This window comes from Bacteroides luhongzhouii (genome assembly GCF_009193295.2).
Lineage (GTDB): Bacteria > Bacteroidota > Bacteroidia > Bacteroidales > Bacteroidaceae > Bacteroides > Bacteroides luhongzhouii.
In genome coordinates this window covers 453,163-467,010 of sequence record NZ_CP059973.1, presented here as the reverse complement: position 1 = coordinate 467,010, position 13,848 = coordinate 453,163, and the positions used below count along the sequence as shown (strand labels likewise).

8 protein-coding genes are annotated in these 13,848 nt (G+C 40.4%); 6 read left to right on the top strand and 2 right to left on the bottom strand.

Features of this window, described 5'->3' with window-relative positions:
* Positions 1–86: 86 nt before the first annotated feature.
* Positions 87–1,130 (bottom strand): FecR family protein, encoded by a 1,044-nt coding sequence (locus tag GD631_RS01695; protein WP_143260493.1) that lies wholly within the window; start codon positions 1,128–1,130, stop codon positions 87–89.
* Positions 1,131–1,183: 53 nt separating this feature from the next.
* Complete coding sequence (locus tag GD631_RS01690; protein WP_143260489.1) at positions 1,184–1,771, bottom strand: RNA polymerase sigma-70 factor; 588 nt, start codon at positions 1,769–1,771, stop codon at positions 1,184–1,186.
* A gap of 326 nt (positions 1,772–2,097) precedes the next feature.
* On the opposite strand from GD631_RS01690, the gene GD631_RS01685 reads away from it, so the two are divergent.
* Genes GD631_RS01685 through GD631_RS01660 form a run of 6 tightly spaced genes read left to right on the top strand, consistent with a single transcriptional unit; the run spans position 2,098 to position 13,771 of the window.
* Positions 2,098–5,514, top strand: coding sequence for a SusC/RagA family TonB-linked outer membrane protein (locus GD631_RS01685; RefSeq protein ID WP_143260483.1), 3,417 nt, complete (start codon positions 2,098–2,100; stop codon positions 5,512–5,514).
* Positions 5,515–5,546: 32 nt separating this feature from the next.
* On the top strand, positions 5,547–7,190 hold the full coding sequence (locus GD631_RS01680; protein ID WP_223225946.1) for a RagB/SusD family nutrient uptake outer membrane protein: 1,644 nt from the start codon (positions 5,547–5,549) through the stop codon (positions 7,188–7,190).
* Positions 7,190–8,605, top strand: coding sequence for a DUF5125 domain-containing protein (locus GD631_RS01675; protein WP_143260473.1), 1,416 nt, complete (start codon positions 7,190–7,192; stop codon positions 8,603–8,605). The genes GD631_RS01680 and GD631_RS01675 overlap by 1 nt, the downstream gene beginning before the upstream one ends.
* A 46-nt stretch (positions 8,606–8,651) precedes the next feature.
* A complete protein-coding gene (locus GD631_RS01670; protein ID WP_143260468.1) occupies positions 8,652–10,130 on the top strand; it encodes a BACON domain-containing protein in 1,479 nt (492 codons plus the stop codon).
* A 34-nt stretch (positions 10,131–10,164) separates the two neighbouring features.
* Positions 10,165–11,238: a cellulase family glycosylhydrolase gene (locus GD631_RS01665; protein WP_143260464.1), complete on the top strand. Its 1,074-nt coding sequence runs from the start codon at positions 10,165–10,167 to the stop codon at positions 11,236–11,238.
* 7 nt (positions 11,239–11,245) lie between these two features.
* Entirely contained in the window at positions 11,246–13,771 is a 2,526-nt protein-coding gene (locus GD631_RS01660; protein ID WP_143260459.1) for a family 20 glycosylhydrolase, read from the top strand.
* Positions 13,772–13,848 lie beyond the last annotated feature (77 nt).

The window sequence follows — 13,848 nt, the reverse complement described above, 5'->3', positions numbered from 1 at the left end:
CTATGAGAATTAATTCTCATAGTAATGAGAATCATTCTTTGTCAGAGCATACGGAAACGGCGTTTTTACACAGACTGAAACTACCTCTATTGTATAGTCCTGCTCACCTCTATACGCTGCTTTTCAAATTTCTCATTATTAGTGTGGCGGTTGCTAACCTCTTTACAGCGAATAGGTGCACTCATTTCAAGCAAGCGCAAAATCTCATTTAAAGATTCACCTTCAAAAGTCGCTTTATAGGAATACTTCCCTAATTCGGCGTCTTTCAGAATAAATTCCACGTTATAAGTCTGTCCCAAACGCTTGAATACATATTCCAGCGGGTCATCTCTAAAAATGAGTATTCCATCTTTCCATGAGCACCATTTATAAGTATTGGTCTTATTGACGTTATATAAAGAAGTGGCTAGATTATAGTCAATTTTCTCTCCCGGTGAAAGGGAAATCGTCTTTTTCTGGTCAAGAGTAACTGCAACCTTTCCTTTTACTAGCGTCACTGCTGCTACATGATCCGGAGCGTATGCGTTCACGTTGAATGCAGTGCCGGTAGCTTCTACAGTCAGTTGTTTCGTTTTTACGATGAAGGGATGCTCTTTATCGGATTCCACTTCAAAATAGGCTTCCCCCTGCATCGAAACAACTCTTTGCTTATCATTGAATTGAGTCGGATACTTTAAAGAACTTCCGGCATTTAGCCAAACCTTAGAACCGTCAGGCAGATTAACTACCGACCAAGTCCCGTAAGGAGTGAATAACTCCTGATAAGTTTCTGCAATTTGAGAGGCGGGTTTAAAATAAAGATAAGCAGATAATATCAGTAAAGGAAGAAGTAAGATAGCTGCCACTTGCTGCCAATAGTGCAGGAAGGACAACTTAGGACGAACGGACACCGGTTGGTTTTGATGGAGAATCTGTTCCATTACTTTTCTGTGCGCACTGTCCACATCTATCTCTTCCGGATTAAAGGCCGGGTGACTGATCTCCCATATGTTTTTTTGTGCCAAAAAGCTTTTATAGTTTTCGGGAGTAGCCGATATCCAATCTTCCAGTACCTTAATGTCCTCTGGTGTAGCCTCTTTTGAGAGATATCTGGAGATTACAATTTCTATGTCTGAATCTTTATTTATCATATGCATTTTACCTTATATATAATAGACGTTTCAGAAAAAAAATCCCACATTCATTAGCGCCAAAGAAAGAAAAAAAGTAGCAAATAAAAATCTTTTAATAAGATGCGAAGCTGCTTCAATGCTTTACTGATACGCACTTCTACCGTTCTGACAGAGATATTCAAGCGATTGGCTATTTCCTGATATTTGATATTTTCTAATCGGCTCATCTCGAACACTTCTCTTTCTTGAGGAGGCAATTGTTCCAACGCATTTTTAAGGTGCCGGCATAAATCAGAATACAGTATGTAGTTTTCTGTCGTATCTGTATGTATAGCACTTGATTTAAGTTCGTAAGCAATGTGTTCATCTATAATTCTGCGATGGCGCAATTCGTCCAGACAGTAATTCCTGACCGCTTTCAGTAAATATGACTTTAGTGAGTTCTCAATTTCCAATGACTTCCGGTCATTCCATAGTTTGAGAAAGATATTTTGCACAATATCTTCACAAGTAGATTTTTCTGGAATGTAAGTACCACCAAACAATACCAAGTCTTTATAATAAGCATGGAATAGACGGGTAAAAGCCTGTTTATCATCCTGTTTCAGTGCTATTACCAGAATACGGTCGTCGGAAGTCTGTTGTTTGATATTCGGCATAGTATTGTAGTAAAGGTTCTATTGTTGGGGGTAAAAATAGAAAGATTATTTGGGATAAACGATAGTTTGAAGAAAAAATAGTGCAGATGAAAAAATAATGTGATATCCAATGTGGCTTTTATTTTTAGAAACGTCTTATTGATAGAAACGAGAGAAAAACACATTTATTAACCTTTAAATAATACAAGCCATGAGAAAGACATAATCAGTGAATTCAGCTTCCGACAACTGATAAAAAAGGAAGGTCTGACTCACCTTCCTTTCCAAAGATTCAGTTATTCGTTAATCAACTTATTTGTAGAACCAATAACCAAACATGTAAAGGTATGAAACTTATTTCAATTAGAAAAATGAAAAAGAGAATTAATGTACCTGCAAATGTAAAAATAGGAAGAATATGTGCGATATGGTTGTTTTGTATAGCTTTGCAAGCTATCAGTATACCTATCCTGGCACAATCTGCCAAAATTACATTGCGACTGAAAAATGTGACTGTAGAGGAGGTCCTGACTAGTATCGAAAATCAGACAGAATATCGTTTCTTATACAACAAAGATATTGTTGATGTAAGTCGTATAGTAAGCATTACTGTGAAAAATGAACTGATGACTCTGGTACTGGATAAACTTTTTAAAGGAGAAGGAGTATCTTATACGATTGAAAAACGTCAGATTGTATTAAACAGAGTCTCATCTCAATCACAGGATAACAAACAGCCGGTCAAGGTGACAGGCAAAGTAGTGGACGAATCCGGCGAGGTTCTTCCGGGAGTGACTGTTATAATAGAAGGGGCTACTCAAGGAACTATTACCGGTATAGATGGCAATTACCAGTTGCAAGTTCCGGAAGGCTCGACACTGAAATTTACTTCAATAGGTTACACTACATATACGCAGAAAATTACCCGGCCAATGACGTTGAATGTGACGATGAAAGAGGATTCAAAACAGTTGGATGAAGTTGTTGTGGTAGGGTATGGAACGACCACCCGTAAGAATCTGACAACTTCCATTGCAACGGTAAAAACGGAAAAAATATCGCGAGCCGCAACAAGTAATATGTCACAGATGTTGCTTGGGCGGGCTGCCGGACTGGAAGCTACGTTGACGAGCCCGCAACCGGGTGGAGCAGTTGACCTTTCAATTCGTGGGGCAGGTACTCCTATCTTTATAGTGGATGGAGTAATGATGCCTTCCACTTCTTTAGAAGTTGGAAACGGAAATCAGGTTATGCCCAACTCTATCAATCGTTCGGGATTGGCCGGACTTAATCCTGCAGATATTGAATCTATCGAAGTATTAAAGGATGCGTCTGCCTCCATTTATGGAATTGGCGCAGCCAATGGTGTCGTATTGATCACCACAAAGAAAGGTACTGAGACTCGTCCCCAAATCACTTATGAAGGAAATTATTCTATCGTGAAAAACTATTCGTATCTGGAACCTTTGAGTGGGGAAGAATATATGAATGTTGCCAACATTTTCAATAAAGAAAACTATTTATTTACGAACGGTATGTATCCTTACGGTGATAAACCTTTTGATAATAAATGGGTGCCTCAATTCTCACCTCAACAGATAGCTGCCGCTCAAACAACAGACTGGCTGGATTGTGTATTAAAGGATGGTAGCATCAATAATCATAATATCACAATCACGGGTGGTTCTAAACTGCTGAAATATTATCTGTCCGGAAATTATTACAAACAGGAAGGTACGGTAGAAAACTCCGCTATGGAACGTTACGCTCTTCGGACAAACATATCTTCACAATTGCTTCCATTTCTTAAGTTGACAGCAATTGTCAATGTAAATGAGAATAAATATACAAACTCAACTTCCGGTGGCGGGGGTGGTGGAAATGGGTATGATGCCATACAATCGGCTCTGACTTATCCTTCTTATTTACCGATCAGAGGTGAGGACGGAAAACCTACCTTATATTCAAATTACCCTAACCCGGCCGAAATGATAAAAGTTAGTGACCGGACTAAAACAAGCGGTTATTATCTAAACTTTGCTGCCGATGTGGATATAATCAAGGATATGTTGTCTTTCCGCTTGATGTATGGTATTAATAAGGAGAATGCCAATCGTAACTTGTATATTCCTTCTGATATTTATTTTATGGATATGTATAAATCAAGAGGGCATTTGGGATATGTTGAACGTAGAAATCAGACCATGGAAGGCACATTGACTTTCAAAAAGCAGTTTGGAGACTTGTTACGTGTCGATGCCGTAGTCGGTATGGGAAGATATACGAACGATTCAAATGGTCTTGAACTTGACTACGAACAGATTAACGATCACATTGCTGCTGATAAGGTGGAAGCTGCGGAAGGCGCTTTCTACCCGACTTCTTTCAGAGCTGCCGATGAACGTCGTTCTCAATTTGCCAGGGCAAGTGTGGATGTGCTCGACAGATATGTGGTTGCCGCCACTATTCGCCGCGATGGAACGGATAAGTTTTTCCCGGGAAAGAAATATGCCTATTTCCCTTCAGTATCATTAGCCTGGAAATTATCTAACGAGCCGTTTATGAAGCATATATCATGGATTGACCAGTTGAAGATTCGGGGCAGTTATGGACAGACAGGTAATGATAATCTGGGTAGTTCGCTTTATGGCACTTTCAGTCTGGCAGCCCAATATATCAAGTTCTCTAACAATTCAGTGACTTATGTACCCTATTTGCTGAGCGGTCCTGATTACCCGAATGTTACCTGGGAAAAGACCACCATGAAAAATATAGGCGTAGATTTTTCAGTTTTAAAAGATAGAATCTGGGGAAGTTTTGATATGTTCCGCAATGATGTAACCAACTTGCTGGGATATGACTCTGCCTCTCCGCTTAGTATGACATCTTCCGTCCCGATGAATTATGGGCATTATGTACGTTACGGATGGGATGCGACTATTAACTCACTTAACTTTGAAATCCCCCGTGTGTTTAAGTGGACCTCACAATTGACCTTATCACATCATAATGCCGTTTGGAAAGAACGGATGCCCAACTATTATTATGAAGAATATCGAATCCGTAAGAACGAACCGGTGAATGCTTATTACTACTATGAAACGGAAGGCGTTATCAATATAGATAAAAGCAATATGCCCGAATCGCAGAAATCTTTGCCGGCAGACGCGCAACAGCCCGGTTATCCGATTATTAAGGATGCAAATGGGGATAATAAAATAACGATTGATGATGTAAAGATGCGAAATACACTTCCAAAAATTCACATAGGCTTTGGAAATACATTTGTATACAAAGATTTTGATCTGGATGTATTTATGTATGGACAATTCGGACGTACACGCTATAACTATGCATATCGTTGGGCGCTTGTCGGAGATGTGTATTATACGAGTCCCAAGAATTCGAACAAATATGTATATACTATCTGGAATTCTCAAACCAATCAGAATGGAAACCGGCGTGGTATTGCTTCAACAAAAGCTGTCGCTTTACCTGGTAACGTAGGCTTTGAGGAAGATTATCAGAATGCTTCGTTTGTACGTGTCAGGAATATCACTTTAGGATATAACCTTTCAGGAAAGAAGCTGGGAAAAGTGGGTGATTATGTGAGTTCTATCAGAGTTTTTATCGACTGTCAGAATCCGTTTACTTTTACCAAGTTTGTAGGTGTCGATCCTGAAATAAAGACGGGTGGTGACGGCTCCAAAGCGGAGTATCCGATGACGAGAACATACTCCTTCGGAGCAAAAATATGTTTCTAAGAAAACCTGTAACGAAAGAAAAGATTGAAAATATGAATAAGAATAAATTATTTAAGGTGTTTGTCATGATTGCATTTATAATGTGCAGTTGTGAGGATAATTTTGATCCGAAGATGTATGGCACGTTGAATGTTTCTAATTATCCGGTGACTGAATCCGAATACGAATCATTTATGATGACCTGCTATATGCCTTTTACGACAACATGGACCTACTGGATCGGTGCCGGAACAAGTGGCAATCAGCACGGTTGGTATATTCCTGCCGGAGGTGTACTGAAGTTCTTTGATTATCCGACAGATGAAATGGCCGTGTGGAATAATGGTTGGGGAGGCGGATATTATTTCCTTTCTAAAGCCGATTTCAGTCAGTGTGTTTATTACACAAGCGGCGCGTTGAATGATGAAAGGCCGAACCACTTTCCGAAAGTAAGTGAGATTTCCTACTTCACCAATGTGATTGGAACATTGGAGAAAGCTTCTACCGAAGTGGTTTCCGAAGAGCGTAAAAGGGAATTTATTGCTGAAGCCCGTCTTTGTCGTGGATTGATGATGTATTATTTATTACATGTATATGGTCCTGTTCCTTTGATTGTCGATCCGAACGATCTGATTAATCCTTCAAAGCTGGAAAATCTGGTACGTCCGACATTGCAGCAAATGACGGAGTGGATTATGGCTGATTTTGATTATGCTTATCAGTATATTGCAGATACGCAGCCGGAACAGGGACGTTACAATAAAGACTATGCACGTGTATGCATCATGCGGCATTGCTTGAATGAAGGCTATTATATGTCCGGTTATTATCAGAAAGCAATTGATATGTATAATGAGTTGAAGGGACGGTATAGTCTTTTCAAAAAAGGGGATAATCCTTATATCGAGCAATTTAAAAATGCCAATAACTTTAATTCGGAGGTGATTATGGCTGTCAGTTGTGATGAAACGGCGGATGGTACGAATAAGTCCGGTAACTTTAACCCGCTGATGATGCTCGCTACTCCCGATAATGCAGCCAGAGTGGACGATCAGGGGAATCCGACTCCTTTCTACTTGCAAGGGCAGGGATGGGGGCAAACATTCAACGTGTCTCCGAAATTTTGGGATACATATGATCCTTCGGACAAACGTCGTGAAGTTATCCTGACCAAATATTATACGACTGCAGGAACCTGGATTGACCGGAACACTACTACATGGGACGGTTTTATCATTAATAAATTCCCGGTTGAAACAGCTACGGCTTTTCAGGGGACTGATATACCGTTAGCCCGTTGGGCAGATGTATTGCTCATGTATGCGGAAGCCGAGGTACGTAAAAACAATGCAGCTCCGTCCGCTGATGCTATAGCTGCGGTCAATGAGGTGCGTAAGCGTGCCGGACTGGGAGATCTCCCGTCATCGGCAACAGCGAATGCAGAAGCTTTCCTGGATGCTTTACTTACGGAAAGAGGACATGAAATGTTGTATGAAGGAATGCGTAAAATAGATCTCATCCGTTTTAATCAGTATGCACAACGTACAGCGAAGATCAAAGGAGTGGCTCCTACACATCAATATGTGCCTATTCCTAATTACGCGGTTCAACAAGCTTCGGAATCTTATGGAAAAGTGTTGGCACAGACATTTGAACGTGAGGGATGGAAAGCGGATCTTGCGGCAGCTCGCAATTAATGTCATCATTCATTATTGTTAAACTAGAGATCTTAAGAAAAATGAAAAAGATATATGTATTATTCATGTCGTCGTTACTGCTCCTTTCGTGTGCAAAAGATGATATTAGTAAGCCAAGTGAATGGCCGGAGTGGCCTACACCTTCAAAACCTAAAATAGAAAATGCCGTGTTGCGGGGAGTGAATGGTGAAACGGTTGTGGCGGCTGGTGATAAAGTGAAGTTCACTGCACAAGTAAGTGATGAATATAATGATTTGGTTTCATTCCAATTATTAGTGACAATGGATGGAGCCGAAATCTTGAATTTGTCTAAAGGATTGAGCGGACGTTCTGCGGTTATTGAAGAGGAAGCTACTTTACCTTTTGTTGCTGGTTTCCAGAATGGCCGTCCTGTGGTAACTATAAAGGCTGTAAACGATTTAGGTGGCAATGAATCGACCCTGACTTTGGATGAGGCCGCAAGTGTGGCGGTGACCCGTCCGGAAACACCTTCCAAATTATACCTTGTTGATGATTTGGGAAATGTGTATGAAATGGACAAGGAGAGTCAGAATGAAACGGATTATAGTTTCCGGACGAGTGCGGCGGATTTGGCAGGGATTGGCGACCATTTTAAAGTTGCCGAAAAGATAATAAATAATAAACCTGATTATTCCGGGTTGGTATGGGGATATTCAGACAATAAGATTGCGGTTGTGGCTGATGATGCGGCAACTTCGATTCCTACTCCTAAGGTAGGGAGTTATACATTGGAGAATATCACTTTTGATATGTTGAGTTTCCAGGCTGATAAGACTTTGACATACAGCATTGATATTGATAAGTCCCGCTTCTTTGATGTGGGAGGAGGATATGTTCAATTGGATGTTGAATTGGTGGAAAGTGCCAAGATTAATTTTATAGGTTTTGGTAGTGATGTCACCAATATGCTCCGGCCGGAATTCTTTAAAGATGTTTCAGGGAGCAAAGCAAAATTCGATGGTCCGTCGGTACTTTATAACTTGAAATATAATACATCAAATGGCTTCATGTATATGGAACGCCCGCGGGATGTTTTTTATCCGGAGGTGATGTATATTGTCGGTACTGGAGTCGGATTTCCACGCGAACCTTATGTGGCTACGCTTGCTTGGGACTTCGCATATCCTCACCAATGGTTCTTCTTTAAGAAGGTAGGAGCAAGTGCTTTTGAAGCAGTTGTGTATATTGATCAGACGATGGGATTTAAATTCTATAGAGGATATGGTTGGGCACAAGAGGAGGATACAAAGAATTTATATACAGTTGAGCCTGCTAACTTGATAACGAGAAGTGCTCCCGGTGATTTGATTCCCGGTCCTGATTTTAAAGCCGGACTTTATACGATACAGATTGATAAAGCCAAAGAAGTGATACGATTGTCTCCTTATAATTAAGGGAGAATCAATATTAATAGTCTTTAATTTAATATTTAATAGAATTATGTATATATCAATGAAAACATATAGTAAAAAATTTCTGGTTACATTCTTTTTCTCGATGTTGCCAATGTTGTTGATGTCTTGTTCGATGGATCCGGAGAAAGCTTCTTTCTCAATTTCTGGGAATTTGGAGAAGTTACAGATCGGTAATGAAGGTTTTACGGAGGTTTATTCGATAAAGTCTAATACGGAATGGAAATTTGTAAATGAGACAGATCAGTCCTGGGTTACCATTTCTCCGGCCAAAGGGAGCGGAAATGGAACTGTGACAATTACTGCAAGTGCAAATACGGGAACCGGACGTACAGCTGTATTCCGTGTGGTGCCTAACGGAGTGAAGACACAGGAACTTGAGATCATACAGGGTAATTCTTATATTCCTACAACTGATGGAGAGTTTCCGATTATAGCATGGACCGGAGTGGAAGCAGATAAGTCGCTGGAGAAATTTCCGGTGATGAAAGCATCCGGCATTAATATTTATCTGGGATGGTATGATGATTTGGAGACAACATTGAAGGCGCTTGACGCCGCACAGAAGACCGGAGTGAAAATGATAACTTCTTGTAAGGACCTCTTATCTGTCGGTACTGCCGAAGAGGTCGTAAAAGCGATGATGAATCATCCGGCTTTGTATGCCTACCATTTGAAGGATGAACCGGAAGTGAATGATTTGCCGGGTTTGGGCGAATTGGTGAAGAAGATTAAAACCATCGACAGCCATCATCCTTGTTATATAAATCTGTACCCTAACTGGGCATGGGGAAAAGAGCTTTATTCAGAAAATGTAAAATCATTTATAGAACAAGTTCCTGTTCCGTTTATTTCGTTTGACAATTATCCTATTGTATCTATAAATGGTGCTCCAAGCATTGTCCGTCCGGACTGGTATCGGAATCTGGAAGAAATATCGGCTGCAGCTAAAGAGAATAATAAGCCGTTCTGGGCATTTGCACTTGCACTTTCCCATAAGCTTGATGAAACTCATTTTTATAAGATACCGACATTGCCCGAGTTGAGATTACAAGTCTTCAGTGATTTGGCTTATGGTGCGCAGGCAATCCAGTATTTTACCTATCGCGGACTTCAACATGACGAACCGACTGAAGTTTATGATTTGGTCAAGACAGTTAATCAGGAAGTACAACAACTTGCGGGTATATTCTTGGGAGCACAGGTTATTTCAGTATCTCACACCGGAAGTGAAATACCTGAAGGAACGACAGCTTTGGGAAGTCTGCCGACTCCTATAAAATCATTGACTACGAGTGATACAGGTGCTGTTGTCTCTGTTCTGGAGAAAGATGGTAATCAATATCTTGTGGTGGTAAATAGAGATTTTCGTAATGTGATGAATCTGTCTATTGATGTGGATAGTGCTGTAAGCCGGGTGTTGAAAAATGGCTCAACAACAGCTCCGGACGGTTCTATGATAGCAGTCGAACCGGGTGATATGGTAATATTTACATGGAGAAAATAAAAAGATTTTTAATTTGATAAAGTAAAACGATTATATGAAAAAGATATTACTCTCATTTTTTATTGGTATTATGTTGATTGCCTGCAGTCAGAAAACAGTTTCTGTTCGTGAAGTCTGGACAAAAGAGCAGGCTAATGAGTGGTATAAACAATGGGGATGGCTTCGTGGATGCGATTTTATTCCAAGTACGGCAATCAACCAAATGGAGATGTGGCAGGCAGATACTTTTGATCCGGTTACTATTGAACGTGAACTGGGTTGGGCGGAAGAAATAGGCATGAACTGTATGCGCGTATATTTACATCACTTGGTTTGGGAAACAGACAAGGAAGGCTTTAAGAAACGTATCAATGAATACCTTACTATTGCCGACAAGCATCATATTTCTACCATCTTCGTCTTCCTGGATGATTGCTGGAATCCTGTTTATCAGTCCGGCAAACAACCGGAACCACAGCCGGGAGTACACAATTCGGGATGGGCGCGTGATCCGGGTGATCTGTATTATAAAGGTGATACGGCAGTGATACTTCCGGTATTGGAAAGCTATGTGAAAGATATCCTGACTACCTTTAAGGATGATAAGAGAATCGTATTATGGGATTTATATAATGAGCCGGGAGGTTCGGGAGGATATAGATACGGTGAAAGAAGTTTGCCGTTATTGCAGAAAATATTTATGTGGGGACGAACAGTGAATCCGTCACAACCTCTGTCGGCCGGAGTTTGGGATATGAGCCTGACTAATCTGAATAAATTCCAATTGGAAAATTCGGATGTGATAACATACCACACGTATGAAGGTTTGAATTCTCATCAGCAACTCATTGATACATTGAAGCAATACGGTCGTCCGATGATTTGTACGGAATATATGGCACGTACTCAAAATAGTACTTTTCAAGATATTATGCCACTGCTGAAGAAAGAAAATATCGGTGCAATCAATTGGGGACTTGTAGCCGGAAAAACAAATACGATCTTTGCATGGGACACTCCATTGCCTGATGTTGTTGAACCTCCATTGTGGTTCCACGATATATTCCGCAGTGATGGGACCCCTTATTCGGCAGAGGAAGTAGAATGTATCCGGTCATTAACTAAATAATTTTCTTATGATGGCTATGAGGAATATATGGGTAATGATAGTAGGAATATGCCTGTTTGGTTGTGGGGTTGGTAAACAACCCCCTTCCTCACAGCTATCCTTAACATGGAAGCTGGAAAAAGATAGTGTGGAAGCCAGATATTTTAAGAATACATTCTGCCTGACGAATAATGGGAATAAATCTCTGACTAATAATTGGGTGATCTATTTTAATCAGACACCTATTTATTATCAGCAACCTATTAATGCACCGCTGGAAATTGAATGTTTGGGTTCGACTTACTATAAAATGTACCCCACTGAGCACTACCAGGCATTGGCACCGGGTGAAACACTTACTTTTACTATATTGAGTGAAGGAAATGTGATTAATGTGTCCTCGATTCCTGAAGGGGCTTATGTGGTAACTACCGATGAAAAAGGAAAACCGTTACAACCGCAAAATGTCCCCATTGAGATCGAGCTTTTTAAGCCCGACGCCCAATGGATTAGCTCGAGGAATAGCTTTCCCTATGCAGATGGAAATTATTTTTATAAGCAGAATGATGATTTCAGTAAGCCGGTAGATTGTGATATGCTTTCTCTTTTTCCTGCTCCTAAAAAAGTGGAAAAGACGGGTGGTGTTTCTTCTTTCTCTCAAAAGGTTTGTCTGAAGTTTGATGATACATTTAAAGAGGAAGCTCTTTTATTGAAAAGTCAATTGACCTCACTATTAAGATGTAACGTTTCTGATGAGGATGAAGAAACAATCATTGAATTGAAGAAAATGGAGGTACCTGCTACTTGTCAATATCCCGATGAGTATTACGAAATCGTGATAAAGAATAACCGGTTGACTCTGAAAGCTAATGATACACATGGCATATTTAATGCTTGTCAGACATTGCTTGCCTTATTAGATAACATGGAACTAACTTCTTCTCCGCTTCCTAATCTTCATATTACCGATTATCCGGACATGGGGCATCGGGGAATTATGTTGGACGTAGCCCGTAACTTTACAAAGAAAGCGGACCTGCTGAAATTGATCGATATATTGTCATTCTATAAGATGAATGTACTGCATTTGCATTTGAGTGACGATGAGGCTTGGCGTGTGGAAATACCCGGATTGGAGGAGTTGACAGAAATAGCTTCTCGCAGAGGACATACCACAGATGAACAGACATGTCTTTATCCTGCGTATGCCTGGGGATGGAATGAGACAGATACTGCTTCATTGGCCAATGGATATTATTCTCGCAGTGACTTCATGGATATTTTGATATATGCGAAAGAAAGGCATATCAGAGTTATTCCCGAAATAGACATTCCCGGACATTCTCGTGCAGCGATTAAAGCCATGAATGCCCGTTATCAGAAATATATAGATACGGACCGGCCGAAAGCGGAAGAATATCTTTTGGTTGACTTTGCGGATACTTCCCAATATCTGTCTGCACAAAATTTCACAGACAATGTGATTAATGTTGCCATGCCCTCCACTTATCATTTTCTTGAAAAAGTAATTGATGAAATCGTGCGGATGTATCAGGATGCAGGAGTAGAACTGACTGCTTTCCATGTGGGTGGAGATGAAGTGCCGGAAGGTATTTGGGAAGGTTCTTCTATCTGCCGCACTTTTATGCAAGAGAACGGACTGGCTAAGATACGGGATTTGAAGGATTATTTTCTGGAACAAATATTGGAAATGCTGGACAAACGTAACATACAGGCAGTCGGATGGCAGGACATTGTTATGAATCCTGATAATACCGTTAACGAACATTTCAGAAACAGTAAGGTATTAAATTATTGCTGGAATACCATCCCGGAGCAGGGTGGGGATGAAGTACCGTATAAGTTAGCTAATGCGGGCTATCCGATTATACTTTGTAATGTGGGCAATTTCTATTTGGATATGGCCTATTGCTATCATGTGGAAGAACCGGGATTGCGTTGGGGCGGTTACGTAGATGAGTATGTGACGTTTGATATGTTGCCTTTTGATATTTATAAGTCTTTACGACGGAATTTGAGAGGTGAACCTGTTGATGTGAAAACAGTCTCAAACGGTAAACAGCTCTTAACAAAGGAAGGTTATCAGAATATCAAAGGTCTGTCCGGACAAATCTGGTCGGAGACAATCCGTAGTTTTGAACAGATAGAATATTATCTTTTCCCAAAAGTTTTCGGATTGGCAGAACGCGCCTGGAATGCTCAACCATCGTGGGCTTTATCTCCGGACGGCAAAGTATATACGGATGCCAAACGGAAATATAATGCCGCTATTGTAGATTATGAGTTGCCACGGCTGGCAAGGCGAGGAATTAATTTCCGGGTATCTCCTCCCGGTATTATTGTAAAGGATGGGTTATTATTGGCTAATACAACCAATCCAAATGCAGTAATCAGGTATACTACTGATGGTAGTGAGCCAAATGAAAACTCTGTTGTATGGAAAGAACCGATAAAGTGTGATGCACCATTGGTAAAGGCTAAAGCTTTTTATTTAGGGAAAGAAAGCGTAGCAATTGAGTTGATTAATAGATGATATATGAATAGAAAGCTATTTTAAGAATATTGGGATAGCTTTCTATTTTTTATTTTTTGGGAAAACCTTAATCTTTT